The sequence below is a fragment of the Nostoc sp. genome, assembly GCF_036917755.1.
Taxonomy (GTDB): Bacteria; Cyanobacteriota; Cyanobacteriia; order Cyanobacteriales; family Nostocaceae; genus Nostoc.
In genome coordinates this window covers 1-19,798 of record NZ_JBALFC010000008.1, presented here as the reverse complement: position 1 = coordinate 19,798, position 19,798 = coordinate 1, and the positions used below count along the sequence as shown (strand labels likewise).

Annotated in this window: 18 protein-coding genes; 9 read left to right on the top strand and 9 right to left on the bottom strand. The window is 40.8% G+C overall.

Going from position 1 to position 19,798, the window contains the following annotated elements; genetic code table 11:
• The first annotated feature begins 69 nt into the window (after positions 1-69).
• Entirely contained in the window at positions 70-684 is a 615-nt protein-coding gene (locus tag V7L05_RS02140) for an anti-sigma factor family protein (protein WP_335161376.1), read from the top strand.
• Positions 685-972: 288 nt separating this feature from the next.
• Here the strand turns inward: V7L05_RS02140 and V7L05_RS02135 are convergent, their stop codons facing one another.
• Positions 973-1,569, bottom strand: coding sequence for a hypothetical protein (locus V7L05_RS02135; protein WP_335161374.1), 597 nt, complete (start codon positions 1,567-1,569; stop codon positions 973-975).
• 42 nt (positions 1,570-1,611) lie between these two features.
• Positions 1,612-2,112 (bottom strand): hypothetical protein, encoded by a 501-nt coding sequence (locus tag V7L05_RS02130; protein WP_335161372.1) that lies wholly within the window; start codon positions 2,110-2,112, stop codon positions 1,612-1,614.
• 615 nt (positions 2,113-2,727) lie between these two features.
• On the opposite strand from V7L05_RS02130, the gene mnmA reads away from it, so the two are divergent.
• Positions 2,728-3,783, top strand: a complete 1,056-nt coding sequence (gene mnmA / locus V7L05_RS02125; protein ID WP_335161370.1) for a tRNA 2-thiouridine(34) synthase MnmA — start codon at positions 2,728-2,730, stop codon at positions 3,781-3,783.
• A gap of 46 nt (positions 3,784-3,829) precedes the next feature.
• Here the strand turns inward: mnmA and V7L05_RS02120 are convergent, their stop codons facing one another.
• The 4 genes from V7L05_RS02120 to V7L05_RS02105 all read right to left on the bottom strand — a co-directional run bounded on the left by V7L05_RS02120 (position 3,830) and on the right by V7L05_RS02105 (position 6,330).
• A complete protein-coding gene (locus tag V7L05_RS02120; protein ID WP_335161368.1) occupies positions 3,830-4,615 on the bottom strand; it encodes an HNH endonuclease in 786 nt (261 codons plus the stop codon).
• Between the two features lie 332 nt (positions 4,616-4,947).
• Positions 4,948-5,283, bottom strand: coding sequence for a type II toxin-antitoxin system RelE/ParE family toxin (locus V7L05_RS02115; RefSeq protein ID WP_335161367.1), 336 nt, complete (start codon positions 5,281-5,283; stop codon positions 4,948-4,950).
• A complete protein-coding gene (locus V7L05_RS02110) occupies positions 5,283-5,552 on the bottom strand; it encodes a type II toxin-antitoxin system ParD family antitoxin (RefSeq protein WP_335161365.1) in 270 nt (89 codons plus the stop codon). Before V7L05_RS02110 ends, V7L05_RS02115 begins: the two co-directional genes overlap by 1 nt.
• 124 nt (positions 5,553-5,676) lie before the next feature.
• Complete coding sequence (locus tag V7L05_RS02105) at positions 5,677-6,330, bottom strand: Uma2 family endonuclease (RefSeq protein WP_335161363.1); 654 nt, start codon at positions 6,328-6,330, stop codon at positions 5,677-5,679.
• 135 nt (positions 6,331-6,465) lie between these two features.
• Here V7L05_RS02105 and sat point away from each other — a divergent pair, with 135 nt between their 5' ends.
• Positions 6,466-7,644 (top strand): sulfate adenylyltransferase, encoded by a 1,179-nt coding sequence (sat, locus tag V7L05_RS02100; protein WP_335161361.1) that lies wholly within the window; start codon positions 6,466-6,468, stop codon positions 7,642-7,644.
• Here the strand turns inward: sat and V7L05_RS02095 are convergent.
• Positions 7,641-7,760 carry a histidine kinase gene (locus tag V7L05_RS02095; protein WP_335161359.1) on the bottom strand — a complete coding sequence of 40 codons (120 nt, stop codon included), beginning with the start codon at positions 7,758-7,760 and terminating at the stop codon, positions 7,641-7,643. The two genes, sat and V7L05_RS02095, sit on opposite strands and share 4 nt — an antisense overlap.
• Positions 7,761-7,865: 105 nt before the next feature.
• On the opposite strand from V7L05_RS02095, the gene V7L05_RS02090 reads away from it, so the two are divergent.
• The 4 genes from V7L05_RS02090 (at position 7,866) to V7L05_RS02075 (ending at position 13,598) form a co-directional block, all read left to right on the top strand.
• Positions 7,866-10,073, top strand: a complete 2,208-nt coding sequence (locus tag V7L05_RS02090) for a caspase family protein (RefSeq protein WP_335161357.1) — start codon at positions 7,866-7,868, stop codon at positions 10,071-10,073.
• Positions 10,074-10,311: 238 nt separating this feature from the next.
• A complete protein-coding gene (locus tag V7L05_RS02085) occupies positions 10,312-11,235 on the top strand; it encodes a DUF2382 domain-containing protein (RefSeq protein ID WP_335161355.1) in 924 nt (307 codons plus the stop codon).
• A gap of 257 nt (positions 11,236-11,492) precedes the next feature.
• Positions 11,493-12,416 (top strand): YsnF/AvaK domain-containing protein, encoded by a 924-nt coding sequence (locus V7L05_RS02080; protein ID WP_335161353.1) that lies wholly within the window; start codon positions 11,493-11,495, stop codon positions 12,414-12,416.
• Positions 12,417-12,674: 258 nt separating this feature from the next.
• Positions 12,675-13,598 (top strand): ion channel, encoded by a 924-nt coding sequence (locus tag V7L05_RS02075; RefSeq protein WP_335161351.1) that lies wholly within the window; start codon positions 12,675-12,677, stop codon positions 13,596-13,598.
• Between the two features lie 12 nt (positions 13,599-13,610).
• Here the strand turns inward: V7L05_RS02075 and V7L05_RS02070 are convergent, their stop codons facing one another.
• A complete protein-coding gene (locus V7L05_RS02070; RefSeq protein WP_335161349.1) occupies positions 13,611-13,811 on the bottom strand; it encodes a hypothetical protein in 201 nt (66 codons plus the stop codon).
• Positions 13,812-14,218: 407 nt separating this feature from the next.
• On the opposite strand from V7L05_RS02070, the gene V7L05_RS02065 reads away from it, so the two are divergent.
• A complete protein-coding gene (locus V7L05_RS02065; protein ID WP_335161347.1) occupies positions 14,219-15,913 on the top strand; it encodes an alpha/beta hydrolase in 1,695 nt (564 codons plus the stop codon).
• Between the two features lie 1,151 nt (positions 15,914-17,064).
• On the opposite strand, the gene V7L05_RS02060 is transcribed toward V7L05_RS02065, so the two are convergent.
• A complete protein-coding gene (locus V7L05_RS02060) occupies positions 17,065-18,399 on the bottom strand; it encodes an HlyD family secretion protein (protein ID WP_335161346.1) in 1,335 nt (444 codons plus the stop codon).
• A gap of 955 nt (positions 18,400-19,354) precedes the next feature.
• On the opposite strand from V7L05_RS02060, the gene V7L05_RS02055 reads away from it, so the two are divergent.
• Positions 19,355-19,600: a hypothetical protein gene (locus V7L05_RS02055; RefSeq protein WP_335161344.1), complete on the top strand. Its 246-nt coding sequence runs from the start codon at positions 19,355-19,357 to the stop codon at positions 19,598-19,600.
• Positions 19,601-19,798 lie beyond the last annotated feature (198 nt).

Sequence of the window (19,798 nt, the reverse complement as noted above, 5' to 3'; positions counted from 1 at the left end):
AGGAAAATTGACAATTTTTCTGAATTTTCCGCCCCGTTTACCTGTGTATGAATTGGTAATAATGTTAAGATGACTACTGATTCTCAGTTTTTCGACCGTTCACCTTTGCAACTTCCTCAAGATTTGCCAGATGGAATGGGCAAGCATACCAATGAATCAACGGGTCTTATGGATATGGTGAAGCGCGATCGCTTCGAGTTATTGAGTGCTTACCTCGATGGTGAAGTCACGGCTACAGAACGCAGGCAAGTAGAAGAATGGCTGGCAAATGATGCCTCTGTTCAATGCTTGTATGCCCGGCTGTTAAAGCTGCGCCAAGGCTTGCGGGCTATCCCAGTGCCAACAGCCCAACAGTCACCAGAAGCAACAGTTGAGCAAGTATTGACACGTTTGCGCCGCCGTTCGCGTTTCAACTGGATGATGGGAGGTGCAGCCGTTGCTGCTTGTGCAATCGGCGCAATATCTGGCTTAGTATCTGTTGGTTCGAGGATGCCGCAACTGGCACAACGACCACAAATAGAACCGATACAAACGTCCTCAGTATCTATGGTTCCCCCTTCCCCTCTGATGGTGGGACTAAATAACCCGGTAATTGAAATTCCGAAAGCAGCAGTAGCCTCTCCAGAAAAATCAATCTATCAGTTACAGCCGCAACGCCACGACCCCAAACAGGAGATAAACTAATCCTAAATTTCACAGATCATAACTGTACTTTGGGTTTAAACCACAGCCGCTCCACCAGCTATCATCTGGGAGCAAAACTAAATTAATAGCGAATTTTGTTGTGAACGCAAGCTATTTTGTGACTATCTAAGGAGGCGAAACGATATAAAGCTTTAAAGCAATTTTTCGGAGCGATCGCGAGGCTTATACCAATGGTAAAAATTACTATATCCCGGCTGTGATGTCAAAAACAGTGAGCGGGTTCAATCACTAGGAATATAATTCTGGCAAACAGTTCAAGACTTACTCTTAACTATTTCCCCTTCCAGTCCCAGTTATTTTAAAAATTAACTCTGCTGCTTTACTCATCAACGAAGTGTCAATATCAATTTGATAATTCCCCTGTTTTAAAACCTCAATCACAACTTTACTAAAATCTGCATTACCTTTCCTCGCGCCCAAACCATTAATTGCACATTCAATTTGCCTCACGCCACAACTTAAAGCAATGAGTGAATTATCTACTGCCATGCCCAAATCATCATGACAGTGTACTGAAACGACAGCTTGATCAATATTTGGGACTCGATTAAAAATCATTTGCAGAAGTTGCGAAAAATCTTCTGGCGATGCCAAACCCAAGCTATCAGGAATACTAATAGTATTAGCACCACTCTTGATTGCAGTTTCAATAGATTTACACAAAAAATCTGGCTCACTTCTGGGAGCGTCAAAAGCACTCCATTCTACATCATCGCAGTAATTGCGTGCTAGACAAACACTCTCTTTGATTGTTGCTAATACTTCTTCTTTGCTGAGTTTAGATTGATTTTTAATATTTACCGGAGTATAAGTATGAATTCTACCTCTGATAGCTGGTTTAAGATCAACTAAGTACGGTTTCATTGTAATTCTTGATGCACTAATATTTAGTGTGCCTCATTTACCTCAAATCTGCTGTAAATGTTTGAGATGGGAAACAATAGCATTAATATTATCTTTTTTAATTAAAATAGTTGGAGTAGCAGGAAATACAACTTTTCCATGTCGCCGGAATAGCTGGATATGAACTGAATTAGTAATAATGCCCCATTGAGATGTGTTGCACTTAGAGGCAAGTAAATACCTTTTTATTTGCTCTCTAGTGTTTATATATTGAGGAGTGCCTTCTGATAAATTAATCTTGGCTCCTGCTCCTGTTGCTCGTGCCTTAACTTCAACAAGTAAATACGGATTAGTCTTAGAGAATAAAAAATTATCACCATCAGTATTTTTGCGAGCAGCAAAATCCACTGTTCCATTTCCTGTGGGAAATTGTGGAACCTGCTCTTGTTGATTAAATCCCAGTGCTTCTATAAAGTATTCTACAAATCTCTTGCTGATAACCGCCTCATTACTCTCATCAGGCAAAATGTTGTCTAAAATATGGTTCCAGTCTGTAAGTAGCATTACTTAATAAGCAAACGGGAACAATGACAAAACCGTTTGTTATATTAATTTAACCAAATTTGTTACTTAATCGACCTCAGTATTTTTAACTAATTGAATTGATTACTATATTAAAGCTTTTCCCTAAAAGCGATCGCTAGCAACACAAAGATGAAGCACAAATAGTAGGTTAAGCAAAATACGTTGTAGCCCTAACACTTTGGCTATATCCCCGATAACAAAATCACCCGTGGGTGGTAGCTACGAGCATTTGAATTTACCTCTGCTAAAGGCATATATTTAGGTTAAGTCAGTTTGCGATCGCAAGCTACCAGAACTGATCAAGAGTTAGACTAAAAAAGACATTATTGGTTGGTTTACCGACTGTTATTACTATATTTCACCCAACTTAGAACCGCTATAATCGGTGATGACGGAGTAAAGAGCAATCTCTATTTGCTGACTCATAAACTGAAGTGCTTTCCTAGCAAGGCTTTGAAGAATGTATGCTAGAATTGGAGAATTATGCAGCAAAGCTGTTACTCTTTAACTTGGCACACCATCACCAGCCAGAATGCTTACTATAATTTGATTTCTTAATTTTGAATTTTAAATTGCTTATATATCGTACTTTGTATGAAAAAAGTCGTCGTTGGTCTTTCTGGTGGCGTTGACAGTTCCACCGCCGCCGCTATCCTGCACCATCAGGGCTATGAAGTGATTGGTTTGACTCTTTGGCTAATGAAAGGCAAAGGTCAATGTTGCTCTGAAGGTATGATCGATGCGGCTGATCTCTGCGAACAACTGGGCGTTCCCCATCAGATTGTGGATATTCGGGATCTCTTTCAGACGCATATTGTCGATTATCTGGTGACTGGTTATAGTGCTGGGATCACGCCTTTGCCTTGTTCCCAGTGCAATAAAACGGTGAAGTTTGGGCCAATGGTGCAATATGCCCATGAAGAATTGGGATGCGATCGCATTGCCACTGGTCATTATGCCCGAATTAGCTATGACGAAGCAACTGGACGTTACCAATTATTAAGGGCTGTTGACCGCAACAAAGACCAGTCATACTTTCTCTATGATTTGTCTCAAGATTTACTTGCAGCAACTATATTTCCTCTAGGCGAACTAGAAAAAACTGACACGCGCCGCATTGCTACTGAATACGGACTGAAAACTGCTGATAAGCCAGAAAGTCAAGACTTATGCTTAGTGGAAAGTAATGGTTCCATGCGGGCATTTTTAGATAAATATTTAGCTCCCAAAATAGGCGATATTGTCGATGTCACAGGTAAAGTTTTGGGACAGCATGATGGTGTGCATCACTACACCATTGGACAGCGCAAAGGCTTGGGGATTGCTGCTGCCGAACCGTTGTATGTGATTGAATTAGATGCGGAAAATAATAAAGTAATAGTAGGCGATCGCACTAAGGTAACTCAACCGGAATGCACTATAAATCGGGTAAACTGGGTTTCTATTGCTGAACCATCCACCCCAATTCATGCCGAAGTGCAAATTCGCTATCGTTCAACGGCTACACCAGTGACGGTGATTCCGTTGGAAAACTCCCGTGTGCGTTTGGTGTTTGATGAACCCCAAATCAGCATCACTCCCGGACAAGCTGCGGTGTGGTACGACGGCGAAAAAGTGTTAGGTGGCGGAATAATTGAACAGTTTAGTTGAATCTTACCCAAGTTTTGCGCCCCTCCTGACTTGTGGAGGGGTATTTTTATTTATCACATTTTTGTAAAAAAGTTTGATAATGTTGTTCCAACGCAATTGAATTAGGTTTAAATCTGTCTTTATCAGGAAGTAGTATTTTTTTTCCGCCAAGTCCTTCATAATCAGTCCCGGATAAACTAGGAGAAATTATTACTTCATAGCTTTTTGGATGAATAGATAGTAAGTATTTATCAAAAAGTATGTGTATATCTACCCGAAGTAAAATTCCATTAGAGGGATGATTTGTTTCACTGCCAAGATAGGGGATAATATGAGCAGCTTGTAATACTTCATCTACGCTGTAACCTGTAATTGCACATTTTCCTTTATAGGCTTTTATAAGTTCATGCCTAAATTTAGACTGTCCTTTACGTCTAACAACAGGAGAATAAACTCGCACTCTGTCATCTGTAATGTTATGTGGATCAAATTCATTTACAAGGATATGAAGTAATTCTCTAGAAAGATCATCTTTAGGATCTTGTCCGGCCATCAGATGCATCAATCTAACAAAAATATCATGATCTTCTTCTGAACTCAAATTATGCTGATTTGTATATTTATTATAAGCAAAAGCTAATTTCTCAAAATCAGTTGTATCCCAAGGGTTAACATATACTGGGCTTTGATCAGTAACTTTTGTTTGCTCACGTATATTTTTAGTCTTAGTTTTTCTGAATTCCTCCGTTAATTCCTCCCAAAATGAATATAAAAACATTGATGACGCATCATTTGGACTTTCGCCAAAAGAGAGCTTTAAAAGTCTGAATAAAATATCTTTTTTCTGGTTCAATGTTAAATTATAAGGATGTCTTGTAATAAATTTTAAAAATACAAAAGTTATTTCTTCCCAAGCTCTAATTTCATTCTCAGGAAAAATATTGAATGTAAATTGTATCGCCCAATTTTAAAAATTATCACCTAACAAACAATCTAAATCTAAAATGGAATAAATTTTTTTAATTCGAGTAATTTGTTCAGAATTAAGTTTGCTGATTGCCTTATGATTATGACTAAGTTGCTCAAAGGGTACACTCTCAGTTGTAATTTTGCCTGTCTTCGGGTTGACAACCTTTACTTCTAGATTAAATTTTTTCTTTTTTGACACAGTTTCCTACCCTATTATTATTCAGCGTTATTGTCTCCTAAATCTTCATCCAAGATTGTTTCAATATCTCGTCCGCCATAAATGACTCTAAGAATCTGTACACCCGAATCAGAAGGAAGATAAAAAACAAGATACTTTTTAAATCCTTTGATTGCTTGCTGTCGAACACCAGCTAAATTAGGATGAGAGAATTGACAAGATTTTCCCATTCCTGGCATTTTACCCAGTTGTTTGAAAGTTGTTTCTGCTGCTGTAAGAAACCGATCTGAAGCTTCCAAGTTATCTTCTGCAATATAAGTCGCTAATTCTATTAAGTCGCGGATTACTTGCGGTCGTTTGCTTACGTCGCTCATTAACCTTGGTTTGACCCTTTATGCTTGGCGATTCTTTCCCGCACAGCTTGGCGGATGTCTTCCCAATCGTCAGGACTCATCTCAGTTGCATTCCCAGAATTTAGACCTTCTAAAAGCATCGCTTCCAAATATTCAGCCGCTTGACGCTTTTGGTCTTGGCGCACTAACTCACGAAAATATTCACTGACGCTGCTGTAACCACCAGTCGCCACTTTCTCTTCTATATAAGTCCGCATCGCATCAGGGAGAGATATATTTATACTTTTCACTGGCACTACTTCCCTAATTTTTCTTTCATAATATTATTTTATGGCAATTTATGTCATTTATTGCCATATTAGGCTCAATTAGCAAAAGCGATATGTGTGGCGGGCTACACCTATGTACTCTCTATCAAAAACTACTTTTATTTAATACCCCTTCAAACTCTTCCAAAGCCTGCACAGTTCCCACTTGCCAAGCCCGTTCTACTGTAGCGGGAATAATTTGAGTTAGAGGCATATTTGGAAAGTTAGAACTGTTATCTGATTCGATGTAATGTCCATTGCTGAGTAAATAAATCCTCAGCTTTTTATTATTGTAAATCCATAGTTCTGGAACAGCGATCGCTTCATAAGCATCAAGAGTTGTTTTTGATGTTACATCTGTTTCAATAGCCAAATCAGGAGGCGGATCATCTGGTTCAAGTCTGCGACGGCTAATCATTCTTTGGTAATTCTGGATGTAGAAGCAAGCATCCGGTTCTACCCCTGCTGTATTTTCACGCTTGAATGTAGTTGAACCAAAAGCTTCGTACCTTCTCCCTGTCTTCTTCAGCAAGATTTTGACAATATCCGAAATTAAGTCCTTTGACTTTTCGTGTTCGGGTAGAGGAACCATAATTTCTAACGTAGACTTGCTATAAGCAACTCGTAGCGATCGCTTTTCTCCCAGTTCCTGTAAGATAGACTCAAATTCTTCCCAGCTGACATCTTGAATAGACACTGTACTACCAGGTTCTAGCCGCATCTGGCTAACAGGTTTAAAAACAGGTGATACAGCAGTCATAAGCAATTCCAAATCAGGGAACTCTTCAACTACTAAAGCGTAGACTAACTTTAGCCTAACTTAAATACGTACCAGCATTTGATAAGTTAGTACATAATCTGAAACAATAGCAATAAAAGCAAAGAGGGGATTACATTGAGTCACAATCCAGATGCCATAGCCCCCCACGGTGGACAGTTGGTTAACCGTATCGCCACACCAGAACAAAGAGCAGAGTTTCTTTCCAAAGCTGACTTTTTGCCGCGAGTGCAACTTGACGATCGCGCCGTTTCTGATGTAGAAATGATTGCGATCGGTGCTTTCAGTCCACTCACGGGTTTTATGAACCAGGAAGACTACGATCGCACTGTTACAGAAATGCGACTAGCTAACGGTCTTGTGTGGTCAATCCCGATTACACTATCGGTCAGCGAAGAAGTAGCTTCCCCGTTGCAAGAAGGCGGCTTAATCCGTCTGGATAACTCCAGAGGTGAATTTATTGGGGTTTTGCAACTCACGCAAAAATATCACTACGACAAAACCCGCGAAGCGATTAATGTCTACCGCACTGATGATGCCAAACATCCAGGTGTGCAGGTACTCTATAACCAAGGTACTGTACATCTGGCGGGTGATATTTGGCTACTCCAACGCGAACCTCATCCCCAGTTTCCCACTTATCAAATTGATCCAGTTGCCTCACGAGAGTTGTTTAGAGAAAAGGGTTGGAAAACAATTGTTGGCTTTCAAACTCGCAACCCCATCCACCGCGCCCATGAATATATTCAAAAGTGCGCTTTAGAAATTGTTGATGGTCTATTTTTGCACCCATTAGTTGGGGCGACAAAAGAAGATGATATTGCTGCTGACGTGCGGATGCGCTGCTATGAAATTTTGCTGGAACACTACTACCCCTTGGACAGAGTAACTTTGGCAATAAATCCAGCCGCAATGCGCTACGCTGGGCCTCGTGAGGCTATATTCCATGCTTTAGTCCGCAAAAACTACGGCTGTACTCACTTTATCGTCGGACGGGATCATGCTGGCGTCGGTGACTATTACGGCACTTACGATGCTCAATATATATTTGAAGAGTTTGCGCCAAGTGAATTGGGCATTGTGCCGATGAAATTTGAACACGCTTTCTACTGTACGCGCACTAAGCAGATGGCAACATCTAAAACCAGTCCCAGCAGGCCAGAAGAACGCATTCACCTATCGGGGACAAAAGTTAGAGAAATGCTGCGGCGCGGAGAATTACCTCCACCAGAATTTTCCCGTCCAGAAGTGGCGGCAGAGTTAGCGCGGGCAATGCGGATAGAAGTATCGGTTTAGGGCATTGGGCATTGGGCATTGGGCATTGGGCATTGGGCATGGGGCATTGGGCATTGGGGACTAGTTATTCTTTCTCCCTCACCTCCCTCATCTCCCTCATCTCCCCCACTCCCCACTCCCCACTCCTCACACTTTGATCAAGCAAACACTATCTGTAACTTTACATTACAGAGTTCAGCCCTGTAAGCTGCTAACTGATAGCTGAGAGCTGATAGCTAATTATGAAACGGCGCAGGTTTTTACAGAGAATTGGCTCAATACTCGCGGTATTGGGGGTAACTGAAGCTGAGTGGTTGATTTTGGGAAATCGCTATTATCAGGCTTTGGCAGAACCCAGTCCGCGCAAGTTGGCATTGTTAATAGGTATTAACCAATACCCACAAATTCCAGCCCTCAGTGGTTGTCTCACGGATGTGGAATTGCAAAGAGAACTTTTGATTCATCGCTTTGGCTTCCAAGGGTCAGATATTTTAACCTTAACTGAGGAAGAAGCTAGCAGGGAATTCATTGAGGCGGCTTTTTCGGATCACTTGAGTAAGCAAGCTAAAGCCGGTGATGTGGTCGTCTTTCACTTTAGTGGCTATGGCAGCCATGTCAAATTGGAAACATCGCCAGATACAATGCAAAATGCTCTGGTGCCAGCCAATGGAAGCAAAGATTCACAAAATGAGAAAATAGTCAACGTCAACTATATATTAGAAGAAACTCTACTGCTATTATTGCGATCGCTCCCCACAGACCGAGTAACAGCAGTATTAGATACTAGCTATTATGCTGCTAGCACAGTATTAGGATTAAAAAGTCGCGCCCTTGAGGAGTCAGTAGAGGCAAAGCTAGCAGCAGAGGAACTCGACTTGCTCAAACAACTTAAAACTCAGAAGTTACCCAGCACACCTATTGTCTTAACGGCTACCTCAAATCCAAAGCAGTCCGCGAGGGAAGGACTCTTTTCTGGTTTTAGTGCTGGGTTATTTACCTACGCCTTGACGCAGTATTTGTGGGAATTCACCCCAGCCACCACAATTCAAGTCGCCCTGTCTCATGTGGAAAATTCTCTATCCAAATTGGGTAGCAAACAGCAACCAGGGAATCTGGAAAACCTCTCTCCAAACCTCTCTCCTCAGAGGAGAGAGGCTTTGAATTCTCCCCCTTCCCTACAAGGGAAGGGGGCTGGGGGGTTAGGTTTGGCGTTAGCTTTTCCAGAGAATATCATTGGTGCAGAAGGTGCGGTAACAGCTATTGAAGAAGACGGCAAAACAGTGCATCTGTGGTTGGGAGGATTACCTCCACAAGTGCTGCTATACTATGGAGTGAATTCTCGATTCACCCTAGCAACAACAGAAGAATTAGTATTGCGATCGCGGACTGGATTAACAGCAAAAGCGCAAATTGCCAAAATTGAAGGTGCAAATCCCCTACAAGTCGGGCAACTCGTCCAAGAAGCAGTCCGGGTTTTACCCCGGAATATTAATTTAACAATTGCTTTGGATACTGGATTGCAAAGAATTGAGCGAGTAGACGCTACAAGTGCCTTTGCCGCATTTTCCCATGTGTCCATCGTAGTAGTAGGGGAAAAACCAGCTGATTATTTATTTGCTAAATTACAGGAAATTCCTAGTCGTTATGGGCTATTTTCTCTTGGTGGCGAACTAATTCCCAATACCACCGGGGAAATAGGAGAAGCAGTGAAATTAACGGTGCAGAGGTTAGCAGCGAAATTATCAACCCTGCTTGCAGCCAAGTTATGGCGACTCACAGAAAATCAAGGTTCTTCCCGCTTGGGAGTCAAGGCAACCTTAGAAATAATTAGTGACACATTGCCAAGCGTCGTCATGCAGCGCCAAACAGTACGAACCTTCAAAACTGAAACTTCGATTAAAAAATCAGTACAGACGCGATTAATCGCGTCTGTGCCCACTCCTATTGTCCCTATCGGTAGTCGAATGCAATATCGAGTGGAAAACCAGAGCGATCGCCCAGTATATTTAATCTTGCTGGGATTAAACAATAATCATACAGCAATTGCCTTCCACTTTTGGGACACCCCCCAAGAACCGAACACTGCGGACACCAAGCCCCTCCTCAAAGAAGTCGCCATCGCCCCAGGTGAAACCCTCACCTTACCCCAAACTAATGCTGCTTCCGCATGGGTGATTTCAGAACCAGCTTTCTTTGACGAACAACAACTAATTTTTAGTACTGCCCCCTTTAGCGAAACTCTCGCCGCCTTAAACACTGGTAAGTATTCCACAGCCGAACAAAGCCCGATTAGCCCATTGTTGAATTCCTTAGACGTTGCCCAAGCCTTGCTACAAGACTTGCATAACGCCAGCGCCCTCAAAACGGAGATGAACGGCACAGCAGCCGACTCATATATCTTGGATGTGAATAATTGGGCAAGTTTTAGCTTTAGTTTTCAAGTAATCTAAACAGATAAACCACGAAATATCTCAATTAAATTCAGTCGCTAGTACGAGCAGACACGCCACAATATTTTTTACATTCGCGTCTCTACTTAGCTATATGGCATAGAGAAAAAATATCTATAACTTTTGATTATTTAAATTTAGAAATAATTCATTCGGCAGAAGGAGGTAAAAAAGTAAATAAATGTCTACTTTAGTTATTAAGAGATGAAGAGAAAATTTTTGAGGTTAAATAAATATAATGGTTCTTCACAAACTAGAAGATTTTGAGCCTAACTATCAGGATAGTTTTGATGGACATGACATTAAGGGTCTTGGTGTCTATACACAAGGAACTGATGAAAAAGTTGGCACTGTTAGCGATGTTTTAGTTGATGAAGAGGGTCATTTTCGCTATCTAGTCGTTGACTTAGGCTTCTGGATTTTTGGTAAAAAAGTATTACTACCAATTGGTCGTGCCCGTATTGACTATAACACTGATCGTGTTTACACAATTGGCTTGACTAGAGAGCAAGCAGAAGATTTACCTGAGTTCAATGAACGCCAAACCCTTGATTACGACTATGAAGAACGGGTGCGTGGGGTATATCGCCAACCTGTAGATTACGCCCTTCCTCTAGAGGCTTCATTAGCACAACCGGGAGACTACGCCCTTCCTATAGATGCATCATTGACAGCACCAGTGGATGCAACCTATCAGCAGCCGGTTACGCCTACTTATAATCGTGATAGCTATACTTACGAAAATGAGCCTTCTTTATACGGGTTAAATGAGCAAGATAATCAAACCCTGAGATTGTATGAAGAACGGCTGATTGCCGGTAAGAAACGCCAAAAAACTGGAGAAGTAACGATTGGTAAGCATGTTGAGACTGATACTGCGCGGATTGCAGTGCCAGTAGAAAGAGAACGAGTTGTAATTGAACGTGTAACCCCAGCAGATGCAGGTACTGCCGTTTCTGGGCGCGAAGCAGACTTCCGTGAAGGCGAAGTTGCTCGCATAGAACTCCACGAAGAAACTCCTGATATTCGCAAAGAAGCATTTTTGCGTGAAGAAGTCAGAGTTAGAAAAGTGGTCGATCAAGACACAGTTGAAACTCAAGAAACTGTGCGTCGTGAAGAGTTAGACGTGAATTCTGGTAATCTTCCAATTGAAGAACGCTAACTAAATATAGTCATTAGCTAGTAACTAATGACTAATAATTAATTCTACATGGTGCAGGTGAGGCTGTTGAATCAGCTTTACCTGTACTTGCGATCGCTGATACCAGTTTAAATTTTGGATTGCGAATATTGCTCTGGATATGGGTTGTATAAATATATATGTCGCAAACATTTTCTAAATTGTATTCAGATGATCAATACATTTAATATAGTTAACTAGAAAGCAGTTCACAAATTTTGCATATGAATAGCCAACCGATGACAAAAAACATTGGACAGGCAAATACGAAGACTCGCACTAGCACCTCACTAGCAGATTTAAAAAAGAAGGTGAAGGATTTTGCTGTCATCGATAAGCAAGGTCAGTTAGTAGGAGTAGTTCATGATTTAATTGTGGATGCCAATCGTCGGTTAAACTTAGTTATATCTAACCAGACGAATCAAAAAACCAGAGAATATGGTCAGCAGTTAGCCGATAAACATCCTTCTTTATTTCGGTTGCAGAGCCAGAAAATCAAACAAATTGACAAGCCGACTAAATCTGTTTTCATCGACTTAAACAAATCAGAAATCGAGTATATGCCTGAATATTTAGAAACAGAAACACCAGGCGAAGCCTATGGGCAAGCTGCTCTGCATCTACCCACACTATCAGAAAACTCAACTGAGCAACTAGTCAATAATCAAACTACAAATAGCCCAGTTGAACCAGTAAATTTAGAACAGGTTAGCGAAGAACAGATTATTCGTTTACTAGAAGAACGGCTAGTTGTTGAAAGCAGCAGTAAGCGTAAAATTGGCGAGGTGATTGTTCGCAAAGTCATCGAAACCCGGATGATACAAGTTCCTGTCCGGCGTGAAAAGCTGATTGTGGAACAAATTAGCCCAGAACACAAACAACTTGCAGAAATTGATTTAGGAGAAGAGGAAATTTCTGGCGTTGATTTGACCGAAGTAGAAAGACTTGAAGTTACAGGTTTTGACAGCAGTTTAACGGTAAGCGGCGAATTTAGCTCGCCTAAAACTGCTAGTTTATTGTTGAATGCGATCGCACTAGAGCGAAATCACGGATGCAAGCAGGTGCGTATTACCATTGCTGTTGAAGATGAGTCACAGCAGAAAAAATACCAGGAGTGGTTTGACCGTTGTTCTAAAGGTCAGTCGCTAAAGCCGGAAAAATAAGTTTCTAGAAGAGAAATTAGTAGGGTGGGCATTGCACACCCTATTTTTTTGCCGATTTACAGCAGTTTTCATTTATTTAAACCACATCGGTCGTAGGGGCACAGCAATGCTGTGCCCTTACCGCGCGAGTCTATTTACCTGAAAATAGCTCTAAAAAAAGAAAGGTGAAGTTTCCCGTTCTCTAGCGGGTAAGTGGAATGTCTGCAAAGCAACTTAATTTACAATACTAAGCAGTTGCCGTTCTTTTGGCTACTTGCAATGAAATTTCGACTGAAGAGACTTTCACGGAAGAAACAACAGCGTCTGATCCCACCGATTCAGATTCAAGTTCGAGATGGAAAATTTGAGATTATGGGTATAGGTGCATGGCATTCCTACTGGCGCGATCCCTATCATCTGCTGCTAACGATTCCCTGGACTGCCTTTCTGATCCTGATTTTTACTTCCTATATAACTATTAATGCTCTATTTGCCCTAGCTTACTTGATTGGAGGAGATTGTATTGCCAACGCCCGACCTGGGTCTTTTTTAGATGTCTTTTTCTTTAGCGTCCAAACCCTAGCATCCATCGGCTATGGGGCAATGTATCCGAAAACAACTTACGCCAACATTATTGTCACCATTGAAGCAATGATCGGTTTGGTGGGAATTGCTGTGATGACAGGACTAGCATTTGCTCGATTCTCCCGACCTACAGCCCGTGTGGTCTTTAGCCGTGTTGCTGTAATAACACCTCATAATGCGATGCCGACTCTCATATTTCGCAGCGCTAATAAGCGTCGCAATATAATTCTGGAGGCGCAGATGCGAGTCTACTTAATGCGCGACGAAGTAACCCTAGAAGGACAGTTCATGCGTCGGTTCCACGATCTCAAACTGCTGACGAACCAAACACCTAGCTTCACGTTAAGCTGGTCAGTGATGCATGTCATTGATGAGTTTAGTCCTCTATATGGGATGACACCAGAATCCTTAACCCAGACAAATACTATTCTGATCGTCTCTTTGAGTGGCCTTGATGAAACGGTTTCACAGGTCGTCCATGCCCGTCATACTTATAGTGCTAATGAGATTTTGTGGAACAATCAATTTGCCGATATCTTCCACCATACACCCGATGGACATCGCTACATTGATTACAACCGCTTCCACGATGTTTTCCCTTTAGATGAAAAGAGTTGAAATGCCGGAAAGTTACTCGGAAATCTGATTAAGTGGTAGTTGCAAGGGTTTAACCACAACCCGACCATTTTCAACTACAGTGCAACTTTTAACCATGCTCTTGCTGTGGTTAACTGGCACATCCTGGCACTGGTTTTGGAGGCAGACATTTTGATTTTGCTCTTGTTGTTGGTTGAGGACGACAACACAACAAGCACCGGAGGATAAGGACATATAAATATATTTTGATCTCTATATCTATTATCGCTCTACTGATGCTGTTTGGCTGAAAAATTTGCTAATCATGTATTTTGATAATTCAGAACAATAAGTAGGGGATACCTTGTTCCCAGTCTCCGACTGGGAATGCCCCTGATTGAGGCTCCGCCTCCCTGACTCGCGGCAGCAGCCCAATCAGGAGCATTTTCAGCCAGAGGCTAGAAACAAGCTTTTAAAGGGATTTAAGCTGAGGTTGACACAAAACCACAGATGTGATTTGCTTTCAACCCAGAAATTTAATTCTGTGCCGGTTATTGCGTATGTGCGAAACTATGGTGTAAACAGGAAAGCGGTTATAGATCCCGCCCCGCTTTCCTCCTTGCCCAAACTTTTTTGGCAGGGTTAGACAGTGGGTTTTTCTAATGAAAAAATTTTTGAGATATCTGGGTTTAGGTTTGCTCTCTACGTTTTTCACTGCTACTCCCGGATTGGGAGCTGAACGTATTAGCTTTTTTTACCCTCCCTTCGGCGAATTCTACTTATCCGTGGACTCGCTAGAAACTTTTGCTAAGGAAGGTAAAATCGATCAAGACTTTTCATTTTATGCTAGTCGTGCTACTCCTCAACAACTCGCTCAACTGCGGGATCTACTCCAGCAACGCTTCAATGTCACTCCTACACTAGTATCTCAAGTTACCTACTCACCTGTAGGCGAGCAAGTGATGGAACAGCTGGGAGAATTACTCCTGACTGAGTCTCGAAAGAATGGCTTCTATGCCATACGTGCCTCTTTGATTTTGGCTGCTGCTGATCAAAATGGCTTAACAGTTGTAAATTTGCTGCGGAAATTTCCTAGCAATACTATACGGGTGAATTTTACACAGGGTTTAAGCATAGTTGATGACTTGTCACAATTGCTCAAAAAAAAGGATGAAGTTTTTGCCTCTCTTCAAAAAGAAGCGATCGCAGAAGCAGCCAATTCCACAATTGACTTCTCCAAACAACCAGATTTGCGATCGCCAGGAAAATTCCACTGGCAGAAAAAAACCTTCGAGCTAAATGACGTTTCTCGCGATCGCCGTCTCCCGGTAGATGTATATTTACCTGAAGCCCGTTCACAAAGCCAACCAGAAGCGCCATTTCCCCTCATTGTGATTTCTCACGGTCTTGCTTCAGACCGCTCTAGCTTTGTCTACCTGGCTGAACATTTAGCATCTTATGGTTTTGCTGTTGCTGTACTGGAACACCCTGGTAGTAATGCCAAACGTTTTCAGGAATACTTTGCGGGTTTGGCAGGGCCACCAGAACCAGCGGAATTTATCAACCGACCTTTGGATATCAAGTATCTACTCGATGAACTCCAGCGTTTAGAAAAATCTGATCCCACCCTCCAAGGAAAACTCAATTTTCAGCAAGTTGGGGCGATTGGTCAGTCTTTTGGCGGTTATACAGTTTTGACTCTAGCAGGAGCAAATATTAACTTTAACCAACTCCGCCAAGACTGTAATCCCAATTATTCATCCTTTAATTTGTCGCTCTTTTTGCAGTGTGAAGCAAGTAAGTTACCCATAAAAAATTACGATCTCAAAGACGATCGCATCAAGGCAATCATTGCAATTAATCCCATTGACAGCTTAATTTTGGGTCAGGGCGAAGTCAGTCAAATTAAAATTCCCGTAATGCTGGTAGCAGGCAGTCAAGATATTTTCGCCCCACCCGTATTTGAGCAAATTCGCCCCTTCACCTGGCTTTCTGATCCCAATAAATATCTAGCTTTGATCGAAAACGCCACCCATTTTTCCGCGATCGCTGAAGCTACTTCTGAAAACGGTGCCTTACCTGTGCCACGCGCTTTGCTGGGTCCCGATTCTGCTGCTGTTTATTCCTATCTCAAAGCCCTCAGCGTCGCTTTTTTAGAAACCCATCTCCTGAACCGCCCTGAATACCGTTCCTATTTGCAGCCATCCTACGCCATATTCATCAGTAAAGAGCCGCTTAATCTCAGTCTTTTACAATCGTTGTCGGCAGATCAATTCAATCAAATTTGGAAGGGGTCAATTCCCCAGTCAGTCAAACCATCAAATCTTCAACCTACCCCTACTCCTGGACATCTGTGAGAAGTTGATGTAAAGGACTATGCCCAAGCGCGACCAAAACAAAACTCTGACCACGCACAAGGGGAAAACGTTGACTGTAAAGCAGTTGGTGAATTTTTGTAAAGAATTGGCTGTCTTTGCGTAAAACTTATGAGCGGAACTGATAACTCAATAGACACTGTGCTGTCCAATTATCAGGCAGGACTTTTTTATGAACTTTTGTAAAGAATTGACTGGCTCTGCATAAAACTTGTACACCCACCGTAAAGTAAGCAGGTACTAAGCTCTGGCGCGTCTAACTTGGACTTTTTATGGTCTGGAACTCTTATTGCAACCAGAACACTCTGGAAAATTAAAGACGCAACAGCTTACCTTGAGGAACTTCAATAGTAAACAAGTAATGATTGTAGGTGAAAGTTCAACATGAAAAAATTGTTTGCATTAATTGAAAAAGAATCCTTACAATTTCCTCAATTACCCTTCCTTGAGTTTTTAGGAAATAAAAGCATTGATCTTATACAAAGATTATCTTTTGCTCCTTGTTTTGCACTTTTTGTCATGGGATATGGAGATTTCAACCAGTTTGTTTGCTTAGAACAACCAAGAGTTAACTCAATTCCAGATATTGTTAACAAACAAATCCGTGAACAAGAAAATCATTGGATATGGGTTTTAAAAAATTTAGAAGACTTCAATTTTAACCGATTTTTAAATTTCACTGACTCTTTAAAAATTAACTTGATTGAGCGGACAGTGATTTTTAGACAAAGAATTTATGAACTATATTGGCGAACTTTTCAAGTTAATCCCGTTAATCCTATTTATAAGCTAGTAGCTATTGAGTCGATAGAATCTATCTCGAATATTTTTTTATCAATAATTGCACCAGTCACTCAAAAATTAAAAGTTATTACTAATCGAGAGTATCCGTATTTTGAAAATCCTGATTTACTCGCTGAAAATCACCACAATATTTATTTTAATAAAACAAAAGAATTTATTGCAAGTATGCTTTTAGCAGAAGATATTCGCAAGCAAGCCTGTAAATTAGTTAATAAATTTGAACTGTTTACAGCCTTAGTAGATATGCTTATTAATTTTGCTGAAAAATATAAGATTAAACAATTATTAAATTGGAGGCGGAGTGGCTTTGACTCCGCTTCCTCATCTGCCTACAAATCTGTTAACAGCCTTGCTTTTCTCAGAATAAATGTTAGTAGAGTTTCTTTTTTGGAAATGATTTCCGCTGAAATTTCCATCCCTGATTTAAGAGGATACGATTTATCGCTCTTTTTTAAATAAAGTTTCTGTGCCTCAATTGTCACTTCATAGTAAGGTGCAATTGGAATATTATTACTACCTTGAGATGTAATTGCGTCGGCACTAATATCTCTGACAGCACCTTGGAGGATTCCATAATCTGGGTACGGATAGGCAGAAACCCGCATTTTTACTTCCCCCTCTGGACACTTTGTTACTTGTACGACTTTACACACCTTCACTTTGCTAATATCAGAAGCTGCAACACGGGCTTTGATCACCAGAGGGGCTTTGTTGGGAGCAATTTGAGCGATTACATCCCCAGGACGCACAACTTGGCCAGCATTTCTTAATTCTAGTTTGAGGATAGTACCGGCCTCTGAGGTACGAATTACAGTTTTTTGCAGTTCCGTAAAAGTTTGTTTAAGTTCTTGTTGAGCGCTACTAATTTGGTTTTGGATTTCAACTTGACGCCTGATGATTTCCTCTTCCTCTTTGTTCAATTGAGCCAGGGTAGATTCACCCTTTGTCAATTCTTGAGCAATGCGTTCTTGGGCGATCGCCACATTAGCATCACTAGGATTCAGTCCAGCTTTCGCGTGTTCGAGTCTAGCAGTAGCAGCTTTAAAAGCTTGTTCTTTTTCTTTAATTTCCAGAGCGGCGATCGCTCCTGTATTTCCCAACTGCTCATATCGCTTCAGTTCCTCTTTAGCTAATTCAACAGACGCTTGTATTTCTTGTACGTCTGCCTCACTAGTGATTTGCTTATCTTGATAGTCTCTTTTGTTACGACTCAAGTCGGATTTTGCGGATGAGATCGCCTGTCGCATTGCATTAGACTCAGCAGCCATTTGAGCTTTTAGCGCTTTCAGTTGTGCATCGATTTGCGATCGTTGTAACTGATTCTGCTGAATAGTTCCGAGTATTTGGCTTTTTTTAGTTTGCAATTGGGAGTTCTCGATCAGTGCGATCGTATCTCCCTTTTTCACAACTTGATTTTCTTTAACCTTGATACTTATGATTGTTCCCTCAGCTGCTGCTTGCACTAACCGTATTTCTCCGGTTGGGCGGACAGTAGCATCAGCTTTCACTATTATGTTGTATTGAATGACACTAGCAAGTCCGAAGGCAGTGCCAACACTTCCAATTAAAAATATCCCTCCCAACCTTGTCCATATACTGACTGGCGGAAGATATTCGTCGTTTTCGACTAGGCGAAGAAAGTCTGCTTGGGGGTCAATTAGCATGAACTATAAAAAAACATTTTGTTTGTGTAAATAATCTAGCAAAAAAATCTACCTAGCGTTAGCGTGACGACTAAGATTTAGGGATATCCAAAAAATAAAAGCTCTCTTCCGTTCCAATTATTTTTTTGGCAAAACTCCCATAATTTTGGCGTTTTCGCCTTCCAGGGCGAAAGCAGCGGCTTTTGCTTTGATTACTGATAAGTGTCTTACCTGGATGTATTTAGTATGTAAATACAAGGTTTATATACTGTTAAGTTTAAATAACAACTAGCGTATTTTAGGACGAACACCAAATCTTTATAATTTCCATCTAAAATTTTATCTCTTCTTTATTTATTTACAAAAGTTTTGTATGATTAATCAGGCTTTTTTCCAATTAATCAATAATTAACCAAACTTAAGCGTTTTTATATTAAAAGAAATTATATAAAATCAGAATACTGCTGTATATAATAATTTACTAAAAAACATTCCTACATAAGGATACTTAGACAAAAATGCAGAATCTCAGTTTTGAGGTTGATAAACTTATTTAAGTAGCCTTGGTATAAAAATATTATCCGTTTACTTTACTATATCTTTAAATATGGGCATTATCGTTATTTCATCAGCATTAATACGTAATAAGCTTAAGTTATATATTTCGGGGCAAAATTCCGCTTTTAGATCGCAATATTTATATCAATGTATATTCCCGTCTGCGATTTCTTGAGAAGTAAAAACTATTTTTAAATAATAATTTGTATAAACAATAACTATGTAGTATCGATACTGAACAGGTGTAATACATATTTCTGAAAAAAATAGTTACTTGACCTTTAGAGCAAGAGTCGTATAATACATTTAAGGGAACGAAAAAAGTTACTAAATATACGCTTTTTATGTTTATATTTATTACTTTTTTCCCAGTAACCTGACTTTAATCCCAACAATCAAGCAAGCGAGAACTAAGATTATGCAAAGTACATTGTTCACCACATTAACCGCTACCGAAGAAGCCAATTTGTCTGGTGGCAACTCCTGGAAGAAATGGGTGCCCGCTAAAAAACCTGCTAAACCCGCTACACCCGCTACACCCGCTACACCCGCTAAACCTACCATTACTGTGAGTGTTGCTCCGGTCACTCAAACCAACACTATTGTTAACACTGGTGATGTTAAGGGCGACCTCACGCAAGTTGGTGTGAACACTAACGGTTGAGGTTAAGTAAAAGAGAAAGAATAGAACGTAAAGACACGATTAACCGCGTCTTTAGTGAGTGAGATAAACCAACAATCAAGCGAGAACTAAGATTATGCAAAGCACATTGTTCACCACATTAACCGCTACCGAAGAAGCCAATTTGTCTGGTGGCAACTCCTGGAAGAAATGGGTGCCCGCTAAAAAACCTGCTAAACC